The sequence below is a fragment of the Paenibacillus sp. FSL W8-1187 genome (genome assembly GCF_037965485.1).
GTDB classification, from domain to species: Bacteria; Bacillota; Bacilli; order Paenibacillales; family Paenibacillaceae; genus Paenibacillus_O; species Paenibacillus_O pasadenensis.
Genome location: NZ_CP150181.1, coordinates 1,392,335 through 1,414,333 on the forward strand (window position 1 = coordinate 1,392,335; position 21,999 = coordinate 1,414,333).

19 protein-coding genes are annotated in these 21,999 nt (G+C 67.6%); 16 read left to right on the forward strand and 3 right to left on the reverse strand.

All coding sequences use genetic code 11. The annotated features are described in order from the left end of the window. The first annotated feature begins 34 nt into the window (after positions 1–34). The 7 genes from NYE40_RS06055 to NYE40_RS06085 all read left to right on the forward strand — a co-directional run bounded on the left by NYE40_RS06055 (position 35) and on the right by NYE40_RS06085 (position 7,630). On the forward strand, positions 35–952 hold the full coding sequence (locus NYE40_RS06055; RefSeq protein WP_028597888.1) for a Gfo/Idh/MocA family oxidoreductase: 918 nt from the start codon (positions 35–37) through the stop codon (positions 950–952). Beyond that, positions 949–1,359: a hypothetical protein gene (locus NYE40_RS06060; RefSeq protein ID WP_028597889.1), complete on the forward strand. Its 411-nt coding sequence runs from the start codon at positions 949–951 to the stop codon at positions 1,357–1,359. Before NYE40_RS06055 ends, NYE40_RS06060 begins: the two co-directional genes overlap by 4 nt. Before the next feature lie 16 nt (positions 1,360–1,375). Further along, positions 1,376–2,722 (forward strand): nucleotide sugar dehydrogenase, encoded by a 1,347-nt coding sequence (locus NYE40_RS06065; protein WP_101808666.1) that lies wholly within the window; start codon positions 1,376–1,378, stop codon positions 2,720–2,722. A 33-nt stretch (positions 2,723–2,755) separates the two neighbouring features. Continuing rightward, a complete protein-coding gene (locus tag NYE40_RS06070; protein WP_101808667.1) occupies positions 2,756–3,427 on the forward strand; it encodes a phenylalanine--tRNA ligase beta subunit-related protein in 672 nt (223 codons plus the stop codon). Beyond that, positions 3,424–4,764, forward strand: a complete 1,341-nt coding sequence (locus NYE40_RS06075) for an MFS transporter (RefSeq protein WP_101808668.1) — start codon at positions 3,424–3,426, stop codon at positions 4,762–4,764. Before NYE40_RS06070 ends, NYE40_RS06075 begins: the two co-directional genes overlap by 4 nt. 68 nt (positions 4,765–4,832) lie before the next feature. Further along, complete coding sequence (locus NYE40_RS06080; protein ID WP_101808669.1) at positions 4,833–6,092, forward strand: ATP-grasp domain-containing protein; 1,260 nt, start codon at positions 4,833–4,835, stop codon at positions 6,090–6,092. Between the two features lie 5 nt (positions 6,093–6,097). Next, a complete protein-coding gene (locus NYE40_RS06085) occupies positions 6,098–7,630 on the forward strand; it encodes an ATP-grasp domain-containing protein (RefSeq protein ID WP_339279542.1) in 1,533 nt (510 codons plus the stop codon). A 251-nt stretch (positions 7,631–7,881) separates the two neighbouring features. On the opposite strand, the gene NYE40_RS06090 is transcribed toward NYE40_RS06085, so the two are convergent. After that, the gene (locus NYE40_RS06090; RefSeq protein WP_339279543.1) at positions 7,882–8,226 is read right to left on the reverse strand and encodes a cytochrome c; all 345 of its coding nucleotides are present in this window, start codon (positions 8,224–8,226) and stop codon (positions 7,882–7,884) included. Positions 8,227–8,341: 115 nt separating this feature from the next. On the opposite strand from NYE40_RS06090, the gene NYE40_RS06095 reads away from it, so the two are divergent. From NYE40_RS06095 to NYE40_RS06125, 7 genes are all read left to right on the forward strand, one after another. Beyond that, positions 8,342–9,310 carry an AraC family transcriptional regulator gene (locus NYE40_RS06095; RefSeq protein ID WP_052333025.1) on the forward strand — a complete coding sequence of 323 codons (969 nt, stop codon included), beginning with the start codon at positions 8,342–8,344 and terminating at the stop codon, positions 9,308–9,310. A 12-nt stretch (positions 9,311–9,322) separates the two neighbouring features. Continuing rightward, positions 9,323–10,681, forward strand: a complete 1,359-nt coding sequence (gene mutY / locus NYE40_RS06100) for an A/G-specific adenine glycosylase (protein ID WP_028597891.1) — start codon at positions 9,323–9,325, stop codon at positions 10,679–10,681. Further along, positions 10,678–11,322, forward strand: coding sequence for a bifunctional 4-hydroxy-2-oxoglutarate aldolase/2-dehydro-3-deoxy-phosphogluconate aldolase (locus NYE40_RS06105; protein ID WP_028597892.1), 645 nt, complete (start codon positions 10,678–10,680; stop codon positions 11,320–11,322). Before mutY ends, NYE40_RS06105 begins: the two co-directional genes overlap by 4 nt. Positions 11,323–11,379: 57 nt before the next feature. Further along, positions 11,380–11,949 (forward strand): glycerol-3-phosphate responsive antiterminator, encoded by a 570-nt coding sequence (locus NYE40_RS06110; RefSeq protein ID WP_028597893.1) that lies wholly within the window; start codon positions 11,380–11,382, stop codon positions 11,947–11,949. Positions 11,950–11,964: 15 nt separating this feature from the next. Continuing rightward, a complete protein-coding gene (gene glpK / locus NYE40_RS06115) occupies positions 11,965–13,461 on the forward strand; it encodes a glycerol kinase GlpK (protein ID WP_028597894.1) in 1,497 nt (498 codons plus the stop codon). A 194-nt stretch (positions 13,462–13,655) separates the two neighbouring features. After that, positions 13,656–15,476, forward strand: coding sequence for an FAD-dependent oxidoreductase (locus NYE40_RS06120; RefSeq protein ID WP_084136748.1), 1,821 nt, complete (start codon positions 13,656–13,658; stop codon positions 15,474–15,476). Positions 15,477–15,614: 138 nt separating this feature from the next. After that, positions 15,615–16,781, forward strand: coding sequence for a Gfo/Idh/MocA family oxidoreductase (locus NYE40_RS06125; RefSeq protein WP_028597896.1), 1,167 nt, complete (start codon positions 15,615–15,617; stop codon positions 16,779–16,781). Between the two features lie 208 nt (positions 16,782–16,989). On the opposite strand, the gene NYE40_RS06130 is transcribed toward NYE40_RS06125, so the two are convergent. Both NYE40_RS06130 and NYE40_RS06135 read right to left on the reverse strand, forming a co-directional pair. Next, on the reverse strand, positions 16,990–17,859 hold the full coding sequence (locus NYE40_RS06130; RefSeq protein ID WP_052333026.1) for an AraC family transcriptional regulator: 870 nt from the start codon (positions 17,857–17,859) through the stop codon (positions 16,990–16,992). A gap of 93 nt (positions 17,860–17,952) precedes the next feature. Next, on the reverse strand, positions 17,953–18,939 hold the full coding sequence (locus tag NYE40_RS06135) for a glycoside hydrolase family 5 protein (RefSeq protein ID WP_339280023.1): 987 nt from the start codon (positions 18,937–18,939) through the stop codon (positions 17,953–17,955). A 475-nt stretch (positions 18,940–19,414) separates the two neighbouring features. Between NYE40_RS06135 and NYE40_RS06140 the strand changes: the two genes are divergently transcribed. Then, positions 19,415–21,169: a sensor histidine kinase gene (locus tag NYE40_RS06140; RefSeq protein WP_339279546.1), complete on the forward strand. Its 1,755-nt coding sequence runs from the start codon at positions 19,415–19,417 to the stop codon at positions 21,167–21,169. Continuing rightward, positions 21,166–21,957 carry a response regulator gene (locus tag NYE40_RS06145; RefSeq protein WP_153783035.1) on the forward strand — a complete coding sequence of 264 codons (792 nt, stop codon included), beginning with the start codon at positions 21,166–21,168 and terminating at the stop codon, positions 21,955–21,957. Before NYE40_RS06140 ends, NYE40_RS06145 begins: the two co-directional genes overlap by 4 nt. The last annotated feature ends 42 nt before the right edge of the window (positions 21,958–21,999 follow it).

Consider the following 21,999-nt stretch of genomic DNA (forward strand, 5'->3'; position numbering starts at 1 on the left):
CTAACGGCTCGGCAGAAGAAGGAGGCGATCGGCAATGGCAAGGAAAGTCGGTTTGATCGGAATGGGCGTCATCTCGAAATTTTATGTGCATGCGATGCGGAATGAGGCCGGACTGCCGCAGCTGGCGGCTGTCTGCGACCTCAACCTCGAGCGCATCGCGGCCTTTCAGGAAGAAGGCCTGCATGCCTATCGGGATTACCGCGAGCTGCTGCGCCAGCAAAATCTCGACGCGGTCATCGTGAACGTCCCGAACGACAAGCATTACGAAATCTGCCGCGAGGCGATGCTGGCGGGCAAGCATGTATGCTGCGAGAAGCCGATGGCGCTGACGCTGCAGGAGGCCGGGGAGCTCGCCGCCTGGTCGCGCAGCACGGGCAAGACGTTGTTCACCGCGTTTCACCGCCGCTACAACGTGCATTTCCAGCAGGCGCTGGAGCGCATCTCCACGCGCGACGAGATCGCCTCGGTCGAGGCGCGCTACCTGGAAAAGATCGAGGAGCATGCCGGGGAGGACCGCTGGTACCTCGATCCGGCGCGCTGCGGCGGCGGCTGCATCGCCGACAACGGCCCGAACGTGTACGACACGCTCGCCTTTTTCCTCGGCCGGCTGGATGTCGTCTCGGCGGATATTTCCTGGACCGGCCAGGCCGACACGGAGGCGCGCGTGGAGCTCGTGTCGGAGACGGGCGTGCCGGTGTCGGTGCATCTGGACTGGGCGTACCCGCACGGCGAGAAGAAGGAAGTGCTCATCCGGCTGAAGGACGGCACGGAGCTGAACGTCGACATGCTGGCGGGCTTCGAGGCGTTCAAGTCGTCGCTGTACCACGAATACGCGGAGATTCTGCGCGACTTCGACGCCAAGATTGAGGCGGGCGGCTGCCACGGCGAGGACGGGCTGGACGCGGTGCGGCTCGTGCGCGACACGTACTTGGCGGAGACGGTCCGCTCGTGAGGCTCGCCGACAAGCGGATCGTGCGCGGCCGCATGGTGAAGCTGCTGCATCACAAGCGCATGGACCGCGGCATGCGGCTGATGGAGGAGCGCGCCCGCTGCATCCGGCAGGGCGACATCCATGAGCTGGTCACGACGACGCAGGCTTCGGCCGCGGCCGGCGACGCGATCGACCGCGTCGGCTTCCTCGGCTTTGCCGAATTCGAGGCCGGCGGCGTCATTCAGCGCGGCGACCGCCTCGTCGCGGGCGGACGGCTGCTCGGCGAGGTGCTCGGCTTCGACGATTGCCATTTTCCGAACCACTACAACATCCTGATCGCGGCCGACGAGCTGCTGGCGTCCGGCGATGTCTTGCTGGAGGTCGAGCAGGCGATACGATTCGAGCCGGGAGAAGAGATCGGCGATTGAAGGAGGAGAACCCCATATGGAGCTGCTTTCGAAGCTGGAGAGCCGGCAGGCGCGGATCGGAGTCGTCGGCATGGGATATGTCGGACTGCCGCTGGCGCTTGAGTTCGCCGGGGCGGGCTTCGCGGTGACGGGCATCGACCTGTCGGAGGACAAGGTCGCCCGCCTGAGGAGGGGAGAGTGCTACATTCCCGACGTTCAGGAAAAAATGACGGCCGCGGCGCTGGCCCGCTTCGAGGCGACGACGGATTTTGCCGCGATCGCCGGCCTCGACGCGGTCTGCATCTGCGTGCCGACGCCGCTGACGCGCAATCAGGAGCCCGATCTGAGCTGCATCGCCTCGGCGGTCGAGCAGCTCGGCGCCTATCTGAAGCCGGGAGCGCTCGTCGTGCTGGAGAGCACGACGTATCCCGGCACGACGGACGAGCTTGTCGCCGCGGCGCTCGCGCCGGACGGGCGGCAGGCGGGACGGGACTTTTTCCTGTGCTACTCGCCCGAGCGGGTCGATCCCGGCAACAAGACCTTCCGCATCCGCAATACGCCCAAGGTGGTCGGCGGCAGCACGCCGCGCTGCCTGGAGCTCGGCGTCAAGCTGTACGAGACGATCGTCGAGCGCGTCGTGCCGGTCAGCTCGACGCGCGCGGCCGAGATGTCCAAGCTGCTGGAGAATACGTTCCGCAGCGTCAACATCGCGTTCATCAACGAAATCGCCCAGCTGTGCGACCGCATCGAGGTCAACGTCTGGGAGGTCATCCAGGCGGCGGCGACCAAGCCGTTCGGCTTCATGCCGTTCTACCCCGGCCCGGGCATCGGCGGCCATTGCATCCCGCTCGATCCGATGTACCTGTCGTGGAAGGCCAAGGGCGAGAATTTCTTCAGCCGGTTCATCGAGCTGTCGCAGGACCTCAACCGCAACATGCCGCGCTACGTCGTGCAGAAGACCGCCGATCTGCTGAACCGCTCGGGCAAGAGCGTCAAGAACTCCCGCATCCTGCTGCTCGGCATGGCCTACAAGCCGGATGTCGGCGACTGGCGCGAATCGCCGAGCCTGGAGATCTACGATCTGCTGCATGAAAAAGGAGCGCGCCTCGCCGTCCATGATCCGCACTGCGCCGGCGTGCGCACGGAGAAGGGGCATCGGCCGGAGCAGGCGGCGGAGCTCGATCCGCATCGTCTCGCCTCCTACGACTGCATCCTGCTGCTGACCGCGCATTCGGCGTTCGATCTCGGCGAGATCGTCCGCTCCGGCGTGCCCGTGCTCGATACGCGCAACGCCTTTGCCGGCTACGACGCCGCCTCCATCGTGAGGATCGGCGACGCCATGCCGGGACCGGACGGCAGCGGGCGCGAGCTCGCGATCGTCTGACTTCACGCATCTACCGCAAAGGGGGAGATCCTCATGTTCACAGCCATCCATATCGCGCAAGCGGTCCGGCGCGAGCTGGGCGAGGTCGAGGTGTACGGGCGGGAGCTCGGCCTGGACGAAAGGGCGGCCTCCGCGCCGCCCGACACCGCCGCCTGGTACGAGATTCATGAACGCTGGCGCGGCCGCAGCAAGGCGGAGGTCGCGGACGACCCGCGCATCCGCGCGTACAGCGAATTTTATCGCCGCATCGGGCTCGATCCGAAAAAAACGCCGCCGTCGGTGCAGAACCTGCTGCAGCGGTTCTTCATCCAGGACGAGCTGGCGCGGCTGCCGCTGATCCATCCGGCCGTCGACGCGGTCAACCTCGCCGCCCTCGAGCATCGGATTCCGCTCGGCGCGTTCGACTCCGCCGCCGTCGCCGGCAGCCTGCGGCTCGACTTCACGCAAGGCGGCGAGCCGTTCCAAGGGCTCGGCGAGCCGGAGGCGGCCGAGCTTCCCGCCGGCGTGCTCGTGCTGGCCGACGAGGAGAAGGTGCTCTCGCGCTTCTGCTACCGCGACGGCGAGGCGCAAAAGGTGACGGCGCAGACGCGCTCCGTCTGGCTGCTCGGCTGCCAGGTGCCCGGCATCTCGCGCGCCGAAACGGAAGCCGCGCTCGCCGCCGCCGCCGCCCGGCTGGAGCGTGCCGGCGTCCGGACGGCCGGATGAGCGGACGTTTCGGCTCGCCTCTCGCCCGCGCCGGCGGCTTGATCCGGCGCTATGACGCGGCGCTCTGGATCCGCATCTGCGGCAACGCCGTCACGGCGACGACGACGTTTCTGATCCGTCCGTTCCTGGCGCTCTACCTGTACGAGCAGTCGGGCGGCTCGCTGCTGCTCGCGATGCTCGTCATCGGCCTCCAGCCGTTCGCCTCGATGGCGACGAGCTTCCTCGCCGGCGGAGTGAGCGACCGGCTCGGCCGCCGCCCGGTCATGCTCGGCGCGCTGCTGCTGCAGGCGGCGTGCATGGGCGCGTACGCGTTCGCCGAGCAGGTGTGGGCGTTCGCGGCCATCACCGCCGTCATGGGCGTCGGCTCGGCGCTGTTCAACCCGGCGGCCAACGCGATGGTCGCCGATGTCGTTCCGTCGGAGCGGCAGCGGGAGGTGTTCGCGCTGCTGCACACCGCCTCCAACGTCGGCGCCGCCTTCGGCCCGGCGGCCGGCCTCCTGCTGCTGCGCGCCGGGGAGAACGTCGTGTTCGCGGCCGGCGCGCTCCTGCTGCTCGCGTATCTTTTTCTCGTGCTGTCCAAAGTGCCGGAGACGCGGCCGGGCACGCCCCGGCGGCCTGCCGGCGCCCGGGGAGCGGATGCCGAGGAGCCGGGAACTGCCGGCGGCGCTGCCGCCGAAGCGAGCCGGCCGGCCGCGCCGGATGCCGCTGCGCCGGATGCCGCCGCGCGCCGCCGCGCGCTGCTTGGCCTGACGTCGCTGGCGATGCCGATCGGCCTCATCTTCGCGCTCGTCATCTCGATCCTGCCGTTCCACTTCGGCGAGTCGTTCGCCCGTCCCGAGGACGTGCTCGCCTCGCTGATGACGTTCAACGGCATCCTCGTCATCGCGCTGCAGCTATGGATCATCGCCCGCACGAAGCGCCTGTCCGCCTCGCTCGCGGCGGCCGTCTCCTACGGCATGTTCGCCGCCGTGTCGGTCGGCTACGCGTTCTCGACCGTGCTGCTGCTGCTGTTCGTCGTCGAGCTCGTCTTCTCCGTGGCGGAGATGCTGATCGGGCCGCATCTGCAAAACACGGTCGCCGAGCTCGCGCCGGAGCAGGAGCGCGGCTGGTACTTCGCGATTTTCGGCCTGCACATGCATGTCCCGCTGGCGCTCGGCCCCGCGCTGGGCGGCCTGCTCTACGCCGCGACGGACGGAGCCGTGCTGTTCTCGGCGCTCGGCGCGCTGTTCGTCGCCTGCGGCATCCTGCAGTCGCTGCTCATCCGCCGCATCCGGCGCGGCTTTTTCAGCGCCGCCCGGCCTGCCGCCGGACCCGCCGCCCAAGGCGCCTCTGCCTGAAGCGGAGGCGGCTTTCCGTTTGACCGATCGAGCAGAACATCCCCCAAGAGGGCACAAGGAGGACCATTATGACCCCATCCCGGAAAATCGCCGTCATCCATCGCTTCGGCGACGTCGTGCTCGGCGGCTTCGTCGACTACTCCCGCGTCATCGACCACTCCCGCGACCAGGTCGCCTACTTCGTCAACGCGCGGGGGCGCAAGGACATCGCCGCCGTGGAGCCGCTGGCGGCGGAAGTGCATGAGCTGGCCGAGCTGGAAGCCTACGAGCCGCTGCGGGCCGCATTGTCGGACGCGTCCGCGCGCCTGGGCGGCTTCGACCTGCTGATCGCGCTGTCGGAGTTCGATCTGAGCCATGCGGCGCGGCTGCGCTCCGAGCTCGCCATTCCCGGCGTCGGACTGGACCGCATCTCCCTGTATCGGGACAAGATCGTCATGAAGGAGCGGCTGCGGCGGGACGGCATCCGCGTGCCGCGCTTCCTCGACGGAGCGGACGAGGAAGCGGCGCTCGCATTCGCCCGCGAGACCGGGTATCCGCTCATCGTCAAGCCGCGCCGCGGCGCGGCGAGCCAGGGCGTGAGGCGCGCCGAGGACGAGCGGCAGCTGCGCGAGGCGCTGCGCGCCGTGCATGAGGCAGGCATGGCCGGAGACTGCCAGGTGGAGGAGTTCGTCGCCGGGCCGATCTTCCATATCGACGGATTGGTCAAAGACGGCGAGCTGGCGTTCTATGCGCCGTCCCAGTATGTCGGGGGCTGCCTCGGCTTCGCCGAGGGACGGCCGAACGGCTCGTTCATCGTCACCGACCGGCAGGAGCTGCGGGACCGTCTGCAGCGCTTCACGGAGGAGACGCTGCGCTCGCTCGAGCTGACGGACGGCTGCTTCCATCTGGAGGTGATCGACCGGGACGGCCGCGAGGCGGTGTTCCTGGAGATCGGCGCGCGCATGGGCGGGGCGGAGACGCCGTTCCTGACCGTCGATCTGTACGGCGTCAACCTGTGCGAGGAGTGGATCCGCATCGAGCTCGGCACGTTCGAGCCGCTGCAGGCTCCCCAGGAGGGCGTGCACGGCGGGCTGATCCAGTTCCCCGAGCCTCCCGGCACGCCGGCTGAGGTCGTCTCGGTCTCCTCGCTGCTCGGCGTCGTGCCGGAAATCTATGACGAGTGGACGCCGCAGCCGGGCGAGATTCTCGACGGCAAAGGCTCCTACTACCATATCAGCGGCCGCTACCGCTTGCGCGGCGAGAGCGAGGCGGCGGTCGAGAAGGCGATCCTCAGAGCGATGGGGCTGTTCCGCATCGAGGCGCGTCCGCTGGCGCCCGTGGAGGGCTAGGCGGCATGGAGAGGACGAGGAAGAAGCTGCTCGTCGTCGCCGATCTCGGCGGCTCGCCGCCGGATCTGCGGACGCTCGCGGAGCTGGCGGACGTCTACGTGTACGTCCCGCGCCCGAGCGCCGTCACGGCCCGCTACATGGAGGACGTCGGGCGCTATGCGCATGGCGTGCTCAAGGAGCCGACCGCCTGCCCTCCCGGCGGCTACGAGCATCCGGCCAGCGTCACGTTCACCGGAGCGCGCCCGTATACGCTGACGGAGGAGCAGCTGGCGGACCGGATCGCCGAGGCTGCCGCCGGGTTCGGCGCGGACGGCATCCTGTTCGGCGGCGCAGAAAACATCGTGCTGTCCGTGGCCAAGGCGGCGGAGCGGCTCGGCCTGCGCTCCGCCGGCGTGCAGGGCGCCGTGAAGGCGCGCGGCAAGCTGGAGATGCGGCAGGCGTTCCGCGCAGGCGGAGCGCCCGGTCCCGACTTCCGCCCGATCTACGGCGCGGACGACCTGGCCGCGGCGGCGCGCGAGCTCGGCTATCCGCTCGTGCTCAAGCCGACCTACCTCGCTTGCTCGATCGGCGTCACGCTGCTGGACGGCAGCCGCGATCCGGCGGAGGTGTTCCGAGAGGTGCAGGCGAGCCTCGGCAGCTCGGAGGAGGATCGGCTGCTGTACGGCGGCGAGTGCCTGTTCCTGGCCGAGTCGTACATGGCAGGCTGCGCCGAGGACTGGTACGGCGAGCTGGCGCCGCTGTACGGCGACTACGTCTCCGTCGAGGGCATGATGGTGGACGGCGTCTACCATCCGGCGGCGATTACGGACAAGGCGCCGCAGCACGGCGAGTTCACGGAGACGGCGCATCTCGTGCCGTCCGCGCTCGACGCCGAGGCGCAGAGGGTCATCGTGGAGGCGTGCCGGGTCGCCAACGAGGCGCTCGGGCTGCGCACCTGCCCGACCCACACGGAGGTCAAGCTGCTGAAAGGACGCCGCGTCGGCATCATCGAGACGGCCGCCCGCTTCGGCGGCTGGAACATCGTGCCGCAGCTGCGCGACGTGTACGGCATCGACATGACGCGCGCCTGGGCGCTTGCCGTGCTGTACGGCTCGGCGGAAGGCCTGCCGTCGACGGCGCTGCGGGAAGCGGATGCCGCCCGCTGCAACATGCGCCTCTATCTGGAGGACGACGCGCGCACGCAGGTCGGCGGCGCGTACGTCTACGCCGGCTACGAGCGGGAGGGGCTGCTGCCGGACGGCGTCCGGCTCGCGGCGGAGCAGGAGCTGCCCGTCGGCAGCGTCGTGCGGCGCATCCCCGGGCAGAACGCGATGAGCTTCGTCTCGACGCTGCAGCTCGAAGCGGACCGGCCGCAGGAGCTCGCGGCCGCCGTGCGCCGCATCCGCTCCGCCGTGAGGCTGCGGCTGGCTGCTGTCGACGAGGCGGCCGGACTGGCCGCGCCGGAAGCGCCGGCCGACGCAAGGCCGGGGATGGCGGAGGCAGAGGCTGCCGGGCCGGAGCGCGACGGCCAGCCTCTGCAGGAGTCGTTTTCGTTTTAAGCCGCTTCTGCATTTGCATTTTGCGTCATCCATATATCCGCATAGAGTCGTCAGCTGCTCGCAGCTGACTTCCGTGGTCCTGACACTTTGCCGTCGGCATGAAAGCGTCAAGAGCCGGAGCTTGCTGCTCAAACGAGACGAAGCCGGAATGAACCGGCTTCGTCTCGTTTGCTTTTTGGGAAGGGAAGCGATTTCGCGAGTCCTGCCGCTGATAAAGGCGGATCGAGGGAGAGGCGGTTTCGTTCAAGGCCTTACTCGCTCTTGCCGAGGCCGGACAGCCAGCTTGACAGCGCGGCGATCTCTTCGGCCGTCAGCCGCTCGCCGAAGGCAGGCATCCGCGCACCGCCCTGCTCGATCTGGCGCAGGATCTCCGGCTCGGACAGACGGGCTCCGACGTCGTGGAGATCGGTTTCCGGCCCCATGCGTCCTTTCAGATCGGTTCCGTGGCAGCTGATGCAGCTCTGCTTGTAGAGGGCGACCGCCTGTTCCGGGCCGTCGATGGCGATCGCGCCCGGCTTTGCGGCGCTTCCGCAGCCCGCGAGCAGGACGAGGATCAGCGCGGCCGAGGCGAGGGTGGAGGCTGATTTCATGGACATGTTGTCTCCTTTCATCGTTTAGAATGATTTCAATTTTAGAGTATTTTTCGTATAATACCCGAAACGGGATGTTTGCATGGTCCCATTCCAACCTAACGGACAGGGAGCTGAGCGGATGGATCGGAATGAATCGGTTATCATCAGGCACCGACTGAGGCAGCTGCACGCCACGTTCTCGATGGCTGCGGCCAGCGAGCTGCAGCCGGGAAAGCAAGGGGAGCGGCTGATCCACGAGCAGCATTGCCTCATCCTGCCGATTACGGGACGCTGCGAGATCGTGCTTGACGGCAAAAGCGAGCATGTCGCCGAAGCGGGGGGCTTGTACTATTTTCACGAAGGCGTGCAGACGAGCTGCTTCGTGACGGAGGGAGAGCCGTTCCGCTTTTACTGGATGGCGTTCCACCTCGATGCGGGCAGCACGGAATTCATCCGCCTGATGAAGCTGCCGCTCCGCGCGCGGGTCGACGATCCGGAGCGGGTCAGGACGTTGTTTCGGCAGCTGATCGACAGCCGCATCCGCAGAACGCTGTCCGACGAGCTGAAGGCGCGGGCGGTCGTGATGGAGCTGGTCGCCTTTTTCCTGGAGGAGGGCCTGCGCTCCGGAAAGCTGCTGTCCGAGCATCCCGAGCTGCAGCTGCTGTCGGGGGTGCTGAGCTATATCGACGACCATCTGATGGATGCGCTGACGGTCGAGGAGCTGGCGAAGCTCGCCTATCTTCATCCCAACTACTTTATCACTTATTTCCGCAGCCTGACAGGGCTGACGCCGATTCAATACGTCAACCAGCGGAAGATCGAATACGCGAGGGAGCTGCTCGACAGCGGCGAGCTTCCGGTGCAGGAGGCGGCGCGCGCGATCGGCCTCAACAACCCTTATTTCTCACGCCTGTTCAAGCAGCAGATCGGCCTCTCGCCGAGGCGCTACCGCCAGCTGATGGCCGAGCGCAGAGAGCATATGGCGCTGCAGGAAAAGCTGCATTCGCCGCTGCCGGAAGTCTCGCCCTGGCTGGAGGAATTCGCCTGGCTGGACGAGCCCGAGGCGAAACCGGCGGCCAACGCGCGTCCGATCGTGAGCTTAGCCTAGAAGGAGAACGACATGAACCTGACAACCAAGACGGATACGCCGGAAACGTACTTCAGCCGCGAGCTGCTCGCCTGGTACCGGGCGAGCAAGCGGACGCTGCCCTGGAGGCGCGATCGCGACGCCTACCGGATCTGGGTATCCGAAATCATGCTGCAGCAGACGCGGGTCGATACCGTCATCCCTTATTACGAGCGCTTCATGGCCCGCTTTCCGACGCTGCAGGCGCTGGCGGAGGCGCCGGAAGCCGATGTGCTCAAGCACTGGGAGGGCCTCGGCTATTATTCGCGCGCCCGCAACCTGCAGGCCGGAGCGCGCGAGGTCGCGGAGCGTTACGGCGGACGGGTGCCGGACGACAAGGCGGCCGTGTCGGCGCTCAAAGGGGTCGGCCCGTACACGGCCGGCGCCATCATGAGCATCGCGTTCAATCGCCCGGAGCCGGCCGTCGACGGCAACGTGATGCGCGTCCTTTCGCGCTATTTCAACCGCGACGAGGACATCGCCAAGCCGTCGACCCGTATCGGCATGGAAAAGCTCGCCGCCTCGCTCATCCCGGATGGAGCGGCGGGCGACTTCAATCAGGCGCTCATGGAGCTTGGAGCGCTCGTCTGCACGCCGCGCACGCCGGGCTGCCTGACCTGCCCGGTCATGGCGCTCTGCGCGGGCCGGATCGCCGGGCGCGAGACGGAGCTGCCCGTCAAGGCCAAGGCGAAGCCGCCCAAGCCGCAGCTGCGCGTCGCCGCCGTCATCGAGGGCGTCGGAGAGCATGCCGGCAAGGTGCTCGTCCGGCAGCGGCCGGACAGCGGGCTGCTCGCCAGCCTGTGGGAGCTGCCGCATGTGCTGCTGGACGAGCCTGCGGCCAAGCCGCGCGGCCGCGCGGCGAAGCTGGCCGCCGCGGCGCAGCCGACGGTGGAGCGGCAGGCCGCGGATGCGGCCGAGCTGCTGCGCCGGCTGGAGGAGGAGACCGGGCTGCGCGCGGTCGCCCGCCGCTGGCTCGGGTCGGAGGAGCATACGTTCAGCCATCTGCACTGGATGATGCGCATCTACGCGGCGGAGCTGGACCTCGGCGCGGACTCCGCGCGCGAGGCGGCCGCACGCCTGAGGCTGCCGGCCGCGCGCGGCGGAGCGAGCGGAAGCCGAGTCCATGGCGGCGGCACGGAGGCTGCGCCGGCCCAAGGCGGTCCGGCGGGCGCGGAGCGGGCCGCCGAGGCGGCGGCGCTCTACGGGGCCGCTGCCGCCTCGTCTCCGGCGCTGCCGGAGGGCTACGCCTGGATCGGCAGGGAACGGATGCGGGAGCTCGCGTTCCCGAACCTGTTCGCCAAGATCCTTTACGACTACTGGGACGCGATCGGAGAAGAGGAGGAACAAGCATGAGCTTGCTGTTGGATGCGCTGACCCGGGAGAAGATCGTCGCGATCTTCCGCGGCATCGGACGGGAGGAGGCCGACGGAGCGGCCCGCGCGCTGGCGGCCGGCGGCATCCGCCTGATGGAGGTGACGCTCAATACGGACGGAGCGCTGCCGATTCTCGCGCGATGGCGGGAGCAGCTGGACGGGCAGGCGCATGTCGGAGCGGGGACCGTGCTGGACGAGCGGATGGCGCGCGAGGCGGTCGCGGCCGGCGCCGAGTTCCTCATCTCGCCGAACCTCGACGAGGCGGTCGTCGAGTACGGCGCGAGCCGTGGCGTCTCGGTCTGGCCGGGCGTCATGACGCCGACGGAGATCGTCCGCGCCTGGAAGGCGGGAGCCGAGGCGGTGAAGATCTTCCCGATGGCCTCGCTCGGACATCGCTACCTGCAGGAGCTGAAGGCGCCGCTGAACCATATTCCGATGCTGGCGACCGGCGGCGTCGACCTGGACAACATCGGCGATTATTTGCGGGCGGGGGCTGCTGCCGTCGGACTCGGCAGCAAGCTCGTCCAGCTCGAGCTCGCCCGCCAAGGGCGGTTCGAGGAGATGGAGCGGCGAGCCGCGGCGTTCGTCGCGGCCGTCCGCGCGGCCGAGGCGGGCGGTTGACACGGTTTCCGACAGCCCGCTACAATCGTGCAGAAGGCGAAGGAAGGAGAGGCGGACATGACATTCCCATCCCAGCCCGTGCTGCCGGCCGCACGGAGCATGAAGCAGCTGGAGCGGCTGCTTCGCTCGTCCTATACGCATCTCATCCTGCTCGACAGCCACATCAGCCGGCTGAGGCCCGCCGCTGAGCTCGCCGCCGCGCACGGCAAAAAGCTGTTCATCCATGCGGACCTGATCGAGGGGCTCAAAAACGACGAGGCGGCGGCCGAGTTCCTCTGCCAGACGATCCGACCCGCCGGGCTGCTGTCGACGCGGGCGAGCGTCATCGCCAAGACGAAGCAGAACGGCTTGCTGGCGATCCAGAGGATCTTCCTGCTGGACAGCGGGGCTTTGGAAAAAAGCTATGCGCTGCTGGCCCGCTCGCAGCCGGACTGCATCGAGGTGCTGCCGGGCATCCTGCCCGGCCTCATCGCCGAGGTGCGCGAGCGGACCGGACTGCCGGTGCTGGCCGGAGGGCTCGTCCGCACCGCGGACGAGGTCGAGGCGGCGCTGGCGGCCGGAGCGTCGGCGGTGACGACGTCGCGCGAGCCGCTCTGGAAGCATTTCGAGCCTACATCCAACCCTTAGGAGGCGATCCCCTTCATGAGCGATAGTTACATCCTGTCCATCGACCAGGGCACGACGAGCAGCCGCGCGGTCATCATCGGCCGCGGCGGCGAGTTCGTCGCGTCCGCGCAGGAGGAGGTCCGCCAGCATTATCCACAGCCGGGCTGGGTCGAGCATGACGCCAGCGAGATCTGGGTGTCGGTGCTCGGCGTCATCGCCGCGGCGCTGTCCAAGGCGCAGCTGCGTCCGGATCAGATCGCCGCGATCGGCATCACCAACCAGCGCGAGACGGCGGTCGTCTGGGATCGGAAGACCGGCTATCCGATCCACCGCGCGATCGTCTGGCAGTCGCGCCAGACGGCGGATATTTGCCAGGAGCTGCGCGAGGCGGGGCATGAAGATACGTTCCGCGGCAAGACCGGCCTGCTGCTCGATCCGTACTTTTCCGGCACGAAGATCAAGTGGATCCTCGATCATGTCGAGGGGGCGCGCGAGCGGGCGGAGCGCGGCGAGCTGCTGTTCGGCACGATCGACGCCTGGCTCGTCTGGAAGCTGACCGGCGGCGCGGTGCACGCGACCGATTATACGAACGCCTCGCGCACGCTGCTGTTCAACATCCACGAGCTTCGCTGGGACCCCGAGCTGCTCGGCATCCTCGGCGTGCCGGAGGCGATGCTGCCGGAGGCGCGGCCGTCCTCGGGCAGCTTCGGCGAGACGAACGAGGCGCATTTCTTCGGCTGCCGCATCCCGATCCGCGGCGTCGCCGGCGACCAGCAGGCGGCGCTGTTCGGGCAGGCCTGCTTCGAGCCGGGCATGGCCAAAAACACGTACGGCACCGGCTGCTTCATGCTGATGAATACCGGGACCCGGGCGATCGCCTCGGCGCACGGCCTGCTGACGACGATCGCCTGCAGCGCGGACGGCGGCCCGGCGCAGTACGCGCTCGAGGGCAGCGTGTTCGTCGCCGGCTCCGCCGTGCAGTGGCTGCGCGACGGCATGCGCATGCTCAAGGCCGCGAAGGACAGCGAGCTGTATGCGATGCGCGTCGACTCGACCAAGGGCGTCTACGTCGTGCCGGCGTTCGTCGGGCTCGGCACGCCTTACTGGGACAGCGAGGTGCGCGGAGCGGTGTTCGGACTGACGAGCGGCGCCGAAAAGGAGCATTTCGTCCGGGCGGTGCTGGAGTCGCTCGCCTACCAGACCCGCGACGTGCTCGCCGTCATGGAGGAGGACTCCGGCATGAAGCTGAGCTCGCTGCGCGTCGACGGAGGCGTCGTCAAGAACGGCTTCCTGATGCAGTTCCAGAGCGACATCCTCGGCGTGCCGGTCGAGCGGCCGGAGATCAACGAGACGACGGTGCTCGGAGCGGCCTATCTGGCCGGGCTCTCCGCAGGCTACTGGCAGGATCTCGAGGAGCTCAAGGCGATCTGGAGCATGGAGCGGCGCTTCAAGCCCGCGATGGAGCCGGATCGCCGCGAGGAGCTGTACGGCGGCTGGAAAAAAGCGGTCGCCGCCGCAAGGGCTTTTCATTAGCGCCGTCATCTGGTACGCTTATAGCAACAAGTTGATAAGCTCGGCGCTGAGAACGGGAGAACGCCGCAAGGACCGGACCGCCTGCAGGAATGCAGGCCGGCCGCGGTTCCTTGCGGCGTTTTTTCATGCCTTGGTCCGGGGAGCGGGGCTCTCGGGGGCAAAGCGGCGGCGGGCGGGAAAGCGAGGACGGACAGATGGAGAGAAACGGATCGGAAGGGCAAAGGGGAACGGCAAGGGAGCAAGGAACGGCGGCGGGAGGCCGCGCGCCGGCATTCTCCGCGCTGGAGCGGGAGCGGCTGCTGTCGCGGCTGCAGGACGAGACCTGGGACCTGCTCGTCATCGGCGGCGGCATCACGGGGGCCGGCATCGCGCTCGATGCCGCGTCGCGGGGGCTCAAGACGGCGCTCGTGGAGATGCAGGACTTCGCCGCCGGCACGTCGAGCCGCTCGACGAAGCTCGTGCACGGCGGGCTCCGCTATCTCAAGCAGCTGGAGGTGCGGATGGTCGCCGAGGTCGGGCGCGAGCGGGCGATCGTGTACGAGAACGGCCCGCATGTGACCGTGCCGGAGCGCATGCTGCTGCCGATCTACCGGGGCGGCACGTTCGGCCGCTGGTCGACCTCGCTCGGCCTCGCGCTGTACGACCGGCTCGCCGGCGTCAAGCTGCGGGAGCGGCGGCGTATGCTCGGCGCGGAGGCGACGGCGGAGCTGGAGCCGCTGCTGCGGCGGGACGGACTGCTCGGCGGAGGCAGCTATGTCGAGTACCGCACCGACGACGCACGGCTGACGATCGAGGTCGCCAAAAAGGCGGCGGAGCTCGGCGCCTGCGCCGTCAACTACGTCAAGGCCGAGGGGCTGCTGTACGACGGCGGCGTTGACGGCATCGGCGCTGAAGGCAGCGGAGCGCGGTCTGCCGGCGCCGCTGCGTCCAGAAGCGGCTCGGCATCCGCGGGCTCGGCGGCCCGGGGCCGGCTGAGCGGCATCCGCGCGGTCGACCGGCTCGGCGGCGGCGCCTTCGACGTGCGCGCACGCGTCATCGTGAACGCCGCCGGACCTTGGGTGGACGGCATCCGCGAGCTGGACGGCTCGCGGCAGGGCAAGACGCTGCGGCTGACCAAGGGCGTGCATCTCGTCTTCGACGGCGCGCGCTTCCCGCTGCGCCAGGCGGTCTATTTCGACACGCCGGACGGCCGCATGATGTTCGCGATTCCGCGCGACGGCAAGACGTACGTCGGCACGACCGACACGGACTACGAGGGCGATCCGATCCATCCCCGCATGACGGAGGAGGACCGGCGCTACATCGTCGACGCGGCGGCGGCGATGTTCCCGGAGCTGCGGCTGACGGCGGCCGACGTCGAGTCCAGCTGGGCGGGGCTGCGGCCGCTGATCTTCGAGGAAGGCAAAAATCCGTCCGAGATCTCGCGGCGCGACGAGATCTTCCGCTCCGACTCGGGACTGCTCACGATCGCGGGCGGCAAGCTGACCGGCTACCGCAAGATGGCGGAGACGGTGACGGACCTCGTCGTCCGCGAGCTGGAGCGCGCCGGGCGCGGCCCGTTCGGCCGCAGCCGCACGCGCACGCTGCCCGTCTCCGGCGGCGACGTCGGCGGCTCGGCCGGACTGCCGGCCGCGGTGGAGGCGGCCGCGGCGCGCGGCATGTCGCTCGGCCTCGCCGAGGAGGACGCGCGGCGCATCGCCGCCCGCTACGGCAGCAACGCCGCCGCGGTGCTGGCGGAGCTGCCGGACGAGGCGTCCGCGAGCGCAGCCGGGCTGCCGCGCGCGCTGATGGCCGAGCTGCGCTATGCGCTGCGCAGCGAGATGGCGGCGCGGCCGGCGGACTTCCTCGTCCGCCGCACCGGCCTCTCGCTGTTCGACCGGGCGGCGGCGCTCCGCTGGCGCGAGCCGGTACTGCGCTTCATGGCGCGCGAGCTTGGCTGGACGGACGAGCAGCTGCGCGCCGGCGCGGCCGACCTCGACCGGGAGCTGGAGAACGCGATCGAGCCCGGACGCTGACCGCCGCCGCTCCGAGGCGGCGCTCCGCAACAGAGCGTTATTTTTTCCGCAACCGCAGCCGACTGCCGCATGCTCGGCCCCGCTATGCTTGGGAGGAAAGCGATCAAGCGATTCGAACCATCCCAGGAGGGCTGACCTATGTTGAACGTTGCGATCATCGGCGCCGGCGCGATCTCCGCCGCGCATATCGAAGGCTATCTGCGCTTCCCGGAGCGCTGCCGCATCGTCGCGATCTGCGATCTCTATCCCGAGAAGGCGCAAGCCCGAGCCGACCGGTACGGCCTCGACGCAAAAGTCGTCTCCGACTGGCGCGAGCTGGGCGGCATGCACCTCGATCTCGTCTCCGTCTGCACGCCGCCGTACACGCATGCCGAGACTGCGATCCACTTCCTGCGCGCGGGCAGCGACGTCCTGATCGAGAAGCCGATGGCCGCTTCCCTCGAGGAATGCGACCGGATCGCGGACGCGGCGCGGCAAGCGGGACGCCTCGTTTCCGTCGTCGCGCAGAACCGGTTCCGCGATCCGATGATGAAGCTGAAGTCCGTTCTGGACAGCGGCCTCGCCGGCCGGATCCTGCACGCCCAGGCGGATTCCTATTGGTGGCGGGGGCATAGCTATTACGATCTGTGGTGGCGCGGGACATGGGAAAAGGAAGGCGGCGGGCCGACGCTCAACCATGCCGTCCACCATATCGACGCGCTGCTCTGGATGCGCGGCCGCCCGAGCGAGGTGATGGCGTTCATGGGCAACGTCGCCCATGACAATGCCGAGGTCGAGGATCTGTCGATCGCGATGCTCCGCTATCCCGACGGCACGCTCGGCCAGATCGCCAGCTCGGTCGTCCATCACGGGGAGGAGCAGCAGCTCGTGTTCCAGGGAACGAACGCCCGCGTCTCCGCGCCGTGGAAGGCCGTCGCCTCGACCTCTCGCGCGAATGGCTTTCCCGAGCCGAACCGCGAGCTCGAGGAGAAGCTGTGCCGCCATTACGAAAGCCTGCCGAGCCTCGCCCATGAAGGCCATGCGGGCCAGATCGACGACGTGCTGAGCGCGATCGAGGCCGGCGTGCAGCCGCTTGTCGGGGCGGAGGACGGCCGGGCGGCGCTGGAGCTGATTACGGCCATCTACAAGTCGGCCGCTACCGGCGAGGCCGCGCGGCTGCCGCTGCAGCCGGACGATCCGTTCTATACGCGGGAAGGCGTCTTGCGCCATGCGCCTCGTTTTCACAAGAAGAAAAGCTCCGTCGAGAACTTCGCGGACATCGGCATTACGACCGGCAGTCCGCTCGAGCCGAAGAACGGGCCGTAAGGCTGCCTTGCGCCCGCACAGACCGCAGGCCGCAGCCCCCAGGCCGCAGCCCCCAGGCCACAGCCCCCAGCTCTCAGATCGCCAAGCGCCCCCCTCTTCCCGGCAGGCGAGGACAGCATTCCTCCATGCCGCGCAGCAAGCCCGGCCTCCGCTTCATGCGGGGGCCAGGCTTGTTCGTCTTTTTTTGGGCCGGGCAAGGCGGCTGCGGCTAGCGGGAGGCGCGCAAGCGGTACTGATGCGGCGTCGCGCCCATGCGGGACTTGAACAGCTTGCAGAAATAGGAGGCGTTCGTAAACCCGACCTCCTCCGCGACGAGCGCGACCGGCTTGCCCGTCGACGTGAGCAGCTTGACCGCCTGGTGCATTCGCCTCGTCGTCATGTACTCGGTGATGCTGATGCCGACCGCCTCCTTGAACAGATGGGACAGATGATGGGGAGACAGATGAAGGTCGCGGGCCAGTTCCTCGAGCTGGAACCGCTCGGCATAACGCTGCTCGATCCAGTCGAGGACGCGCTCGGCATGGTGCTGGCTGCGGGAAGGCAGCGGAGCGGCCGGAGCGGCTTCTTGCCGCCAGGCCTCCTTCAGGCCGCGGAACAGCTGCACGAGAAAAAGCGAGATTTCCTCGAGCTGCTCGGCTTCCGTCAGGCGGTCGAGCCTTTGCCGCATGTCGCGGAACAGCTCCGCCAATCCCGCTTCCTCGGCTCCATAGAGGCAAGGCGACGGCAGCCGGCTGTTGGACAACGCGCCATAAAACGCATGCAGGGCGGGCCACGGCTCGAAATAAGCCTCGAACAGCGTCGGCTCGAATATCGCGAGCGAGCGCTCGAACCGTCCGCCGTCTCCGTGCTCCAGCTTCAGATGATGGAGCTGGTAGGGCTGGAACACGCACACCATGCCGGGACGGATCGCGTAGCTGACGTTGCCGACGATCAGCGTTCCCCGTCCCTCGTGGACGAGCAGCACCTCCATGCCCCGATGCGAGTGGAACGTCTCCGTATGCGGATAGCCGGAGCTGACGCGGCGATAGGCGAAGTAAAGCGGCGACTCGTTCAAGCCGGTGCCTTCCTCATAGGGCATGAAGCGTCCTCCCTTCGGGCGGCCGCTGCCGATGCGGCCTTGCTCTCCTCATGATAGCGAGCCGTCCGAAGGGAGGCAAGGGCGGGGCCGGCTTCAGTACACGCTTGCCTTCACGCTCGTCTGCTTGATGCCGTTCGCGTTGTTCAAGCCATACACGACCGTATTGCCCCAGTCGGTCAGGCCGCCGCCTGCGCTATGGGCGAGATCGAGGTAGGCGTAGCTCGAGCCGTTGCCGTGCCAGGACCAGGCCGTCCAGCCGACCTTCTTTTGCTGCGCGTAGCTGAGGATGGTCGGCTCGTCCACGTCGCCGTTCGTATGGTACTGGCCGAATTCGCCGATCGTCAGGCACAGCCCCTTGTTCAGCACGTTGTCGATGTTCGTCTTGATCGTCTGCGCGTTGCCGCCGGCATACTCGTACATATGGATGGAGAACATCGTGTTGCGCTGCGGATCGGCGGCGAGCACGCTTTGGCCGTAATCGCGGATGGAATCCGGATACTGGCCCCAGCCCGCGCTGTCGACCATGAGCGTATGGGTCAGTCCGGCGTTCCGCAGCTTGGGGATGGCCGCTTTGTAGCCGTTGGCCCAGCCGCTGCCGTTCCAGGTGCCGTACCACTCGTTGGCGATGTTGAGGATGACGTACTTCTCCTGCCCGATCAGCGCGTTCTTGATCTCGATCCAGTAATTCACCGCCTTGTCCAGCTCGGCGGCGCTGTCGCTGCCGGTCGCGTCATGCACCTCCAGGACGGCGACCATCTTATGCTGCTTGAGCAGCGATATGATGGCGCTTACATTTTGGGCGGTGTCCTTGGTGTACTGGCTGCCGTTGGAAAGGACGACGCGCACCGTATTGGCTCCGGTCGCGGCGATCGCCGGGATGGCCGTGTTCAAGTCGTTCTTGAACCACGTATGGGCATAGTTCACGCCGCGCATGACGAACGGCTTGCCGTTCGCGTCGTACAGCGTCGTGCCGCTGACGTAAAATCCGGAGGCGGCATGGGCGGTCCGCTCCAAGCCCGGCATCGCGGCCAGGAGCGTCCAGGCGGTCATCAAGGCGAGCAGCATCTTAAGCGCTTTCATCTTGTTCATCTTCAATTCTCTCCTTTGCTGGGGGGATAGGTAGAGGATACCACGCCCAGAAAAAGATAAAGATGGAATCCGTTTGGATTTCTTGTCTTTGCTTATGGTGTTTGTTTGGCGGCGGTTTGCTTGGCAGACCAAGGCGTCCCCGCTCCAAAAAAAAAGCGGCCCGCGCGAGGCGCGGGCCTAGAGAGAATATATGAATAAGGGGGGTCTGCTTCTACTATAAAGCCGTTAAATGAAGGCTAGCTGAAGGAAAGATTACAAACAGATTACAAGATTGTAAAAAGCTTTCATAGCGAGCCGCCATGCCCGCTGGATGCCGGCAAAAGTCCGTCAGCTGCCGCGGCTTCATGCCGCAGGCGCCGAATGCGGCTCGCCTTTCCGCCCCCTTGCGTCCCGCGAGCGCCTGCTCCTATAATGAGTCACGGCTTCACCCTCGAGCCCAAGCCACTTCACGAAAGGGAGATCCGCTATGAGAACGCGGCTGCGCAACGCCAATACGCTGCGGAACCAGATTCTCGCCGTCTGCGTGCTCGTCATGGCGCTCGTGCTGCTGTTCGTCGGCTTCTATACGTACAGACGGGTATCGACGGTCATCACAAGCAACGCGGAGCGCCAGCTGCAGCAGACGGCGATTGAGGCGATCGGCCGCTTGGAAACGCTTTACCGCCAGGTGGACATGCTGTCCAGCCAGGTGATGACCGCTTCCGAGGTGCAGCAGCTGCTGCTGCAGGAGTCCCGCGGCCGCCGCTCGACGCTCGGCCAGCGGCAGTCGCTGCTGCAGAGCGTGCGCACGCTGCAGGTGTATTCCGACGGCATCGCTTCGTTCGACCTGTTCACCCGCGATTACCGCAGCCTGTCGCCGCTCGACGAGAGCCGGCTGACCGACCGGCTGCAGCCGGAGCAGATCGCCCTCGCCGATCGGGGCAGCGGCCGGCTGGCGTGGATCGGCGAGGATCCGAAGGACCCGGCGTACTTCCTCGCCGTCCGCAGCGTGCGGCTGATGGACCATTCGTTCGAGAGCGCGGGCTATCTGCTCGTCCGCATCGAGCGCAGCACGTTCGACCTCGGCGCCGACGAGGCGCAGGAGCGCCGCGAGTTCATGACGCTGCTCGACGGCGAAGGCCGCGTCATCACATCCGACTACGGCGGCTCGGCGGAGGCGCTGCCGGACTCGGCCGACCATAACCTGGATATCGGCGGGGAACCCTATCTGCAGGTGCGCCAGACATCCCAGCTGACGGGCTGGAAGCTCGTTATCCTGGCGCCGGTGAAAAGCCTGACGGAAGGCATCGGCGCGCTGCGCACCGCCATCGTCGCGGCTGGCGCGGTCGGCTTCCTCATCTGCCTCGTCTGCTCCTTTTTCCTGAGCGCGATGATCACGAGGCCGATCCTGCGGCTCATCAAGACGATGCGCGGAGCGCGCCTCGGAGAGCTGCGGCCGAGCCCGGAAGTCCACTCGACCGTCGAGATCAACGAGCTGACCAAGACGTACAACCAGCTCGTCGGGCATATGAACGACCTGATCCAGGTCATCTACGAGAAGGAGCTCATCCGCAGCCGCACCGAGCTCAAGGCGCTGCAGGCGCAGATCGATCCCCACTTCCTGTACAACACGCTCGAGGCGCTGTTCTGGGCGCTGCAGGACAAGGAAGAGGAGGAGCTCGCCAATCTCGTCGTCGCCATGTCGGACCTGTTCCGCTACACGATCGGCAGCGAGCACGGCAGCGAGTGGGTGACGCTGCGCGAGGAGCTCGACCATGCGGAGCGCTACATGCAGCTGATGAAGCTGCGGTTCGGCGACCGCCTCGAGTGGAGCCTTTCGGCGCCGCCGGACAGCCTCGAGCTGCGCATGCCGAAGCTGCTGCTGCAGCCGCTCGTCGAGAACGCGATCCTGCACGGCGTCGGCGCCAAAAAAGGGCCGGGCTCCGTCTCGCTGCGGGTCGAGCCGGCGGGCGAGCCGGACCTGTGGTCGGTCGCCGTCGAGGACGACGGTCCGGGCATGGACGCGGAGCTCGTCCAGGCGCTGAGCGACTCGCTCGGCGCAGGCGGCCCGGCGGACGGAGCCGGAAAAGGCAAGGGCAAGGGCAGCGGCATGGCGCTCGCCAACGTGAGCAAGCGGCTGCAGCTTTATTACAAGGATCGGCCGGCGGGCGGACTGCGCATCGAGAGCAGGCCCGGCGAAGGGACGACGGTCGGATTCGACATACCGGGAGGGACTGCATGAAAAACCGGCTGACCGTGCTCATCGTCGACGATGAGCCGAGAACGAGGCAAGGACTGGCCAAGACGCTGGAGGGCTGGGCGGAGGGGCGCTTCGACATCCTCTCCGCCGAGAACGGGGACGAGGCGCTGGAGCTGGCGGCGGAGCGGCCGATCCATCTGCTGCTGACCGACATCCGGATGCCGGAAATGAACGGGCTCGAGCTGATCCGCGCGATCAAGGAGCGGGGCAGCGATCCGGTATCGGTGCTGCTGTCGGGGTATTCCGAGTTCGACTACGCGCAGGAGGGCATCCGGCTCGGCGTCGTCAACTATCTGCTCAAGCCGGTGACGCGCGCGAAGCTGCTGGAGGCGGCCGAGCAGGCGCTCGAGATCGCGCTCGAGCGCCGCCGGCTCGGCGCGATGGAGCGGATCGTCGACCTCGGCCTCGCGGAGCTGAAGGAGGAGGACCGGCTCGTGCCGCAGCCGGTGCAGGACGCGATCCGCTTCATCGAGGACAACGTGCGGACGCCGCTCACCTTGCGCGAGGTCGCCGAGCATGTGCATCTGAACCCGAGCTACTTCAGCTCGCTGTTTAAGGACAAGACCGGCATGACGTTCAGCCAGTTCGTCGCCCGCAGCAAGCTGCAGGCGGCCAAGAAGCTGCTCTACTCGACCGGCCTGCCGGTCGGAGAGATCGCCGAGCAGGTCGGCTACCAGACGGCCAAGTATTTCATCACCCTGTTCAAGGATTACGAGGGCATGACGCCGAGCCAGTACCGCCGCAGCCTCTCCGACAGCAAGGAGACCTGAAAATATCGGACTTTTCCCTAATCGCCGTTACCTTATTTCAAA

What these genes read in the sequence shown, in the direction of transcription:
- mutY (WP_028597891.1), top strand. Translation starts at nt 9,323, where the DNA reads ATGAACCTGACAACCAAGACGGATACGCCGGAAACGTACTTCAGCCGC.
- NYE40_RS06140 (WP_339279546.1), top strand. Translation starts at nt 19,415, where the DNA reads ATGAGAACGCGGCTGCGCAACGCCAATACGCTGCGGAACCAGATTCTC.
- NYE40_RS06090 (WP_339279543.1), bottom strand. Translation starts at nt 8,226, where the DNA reads ATGTCCATGAAATCAGCCTCCACCCTCGCCTCGGCCGCGCTGATCCTC.
- NYE40_RS06145 (WP_153783035.1), top strand. Translation starts at nt 21,166, where the DNA reads ATGAAAAACCGGCTGACCGTGCTCATCGTCGACGATGAGCCGAGAACG.
- NYE40_RS06080 (WP_101808669.1), top strand. Translation starts at nt 4,833, where the DNA reads ATGACCCCATCCCGGAAAATCGCCGTCATCCATCGCTTCGGCGACGTC.
- NYE40_RS06065 (WP_101808666.1), top strand. Translation starts at nt 1,376, where the DNA reads ATGGAGCTGCTTTCGAAGCTGGAGAGCCGGCAGGCGCGGATCGGAGTC.
- NYE40_RS06135 (WP_339280023.1), bottom strand. Translation starts at nt 18,939, where the DNA reads ATGAAAGCGCTTAAGATGCTGCTCGCCTTGATGACCGCCTGGACGCTC.
- NYE40_RS06130 (WP_052333026.1), bottom strand. Translation starts at nt 17,859, where the DNA reads ATGCCCTATGAGGAAGGCACCGGCTTGAACGAGTCGCCGCTTTACTTC.
- glpK (WP_028597894.1), top strand. Translation starts at nt 11,965, where the DNA reads ATGAGCGATAGTTACATCCTGTCCATCGACCAGGGCACGACGAGCAGC.
- NYE40_RS06070 (WP_101808667.1), top strand. Translation starts at nt 2,756, where the DNA reads ATGTTCACAGCCATCCATATCGCGCAAGCGGTCCGGCGCGAGCTGGGC.
- NYE40_RS06125 (WP_028597896.1), top strand. Translation starts at nt 15,615, where the DNA reads ATGTTGAACGTTGCGATCATCGGCGCCGGCGCGATCTCCGCCGCGCAT.
- NYE40_RS06105 (WP_028597892.1), top strand. Translation starts at nt 10,678, where the DNA reads ATGAGCTTGCTGTTGGATGCGCTGACCCGGGAGAAGATCGTCGCGATC.
- NYE40_RS06120 (WP_084136748.1), top strand. Translation starts at nt 13,656, where the DNA reads ATGGAGAGAAACGGATCGGAAGGGCAAAGGGGAACGGCAAGGGAGCAA.
- NYE40_RS06085 (WP_339279542.1), top strand. Translation starts at nt 6,098, where the DNA reads ATGGAGAGGACGAGGAAGAAGCTGCTCGTCGTCGCCGATCTCGGCGGC.
- NYE40_RS06055 (WP_028597888.1), top strand. Translation starts at nt 35, where the DNA reads ATGGCAAGGAAAGTCGGTTTGATCGGAATGGGCGTCATCTCGAAATTT.
- NYE40_RS06110 (WP_028597893.1), top strand. Translation starts at nt 11,380, where the DNA reads ATGACATTCCCATCCCAGCCCGTGCTGCCGGCCGCACGGAGCATGAAG.
- NYE40_RS06095 (WP_052333025.1), top strand. Translation starts at nt 8,342, where the DNA reads ATGGATCGGAATGAATCGGTTATCATCAGGCACCGACTGAGGCAGCTG.
- NYE40_RS06075 (WP_101808668.1), top strand. Translation starts at nt 3,424, where the DNA reads ATGAGCGGACGTTTCGGCTCGCCTCTCGCCCGCGCCGGCGGCTTGATC.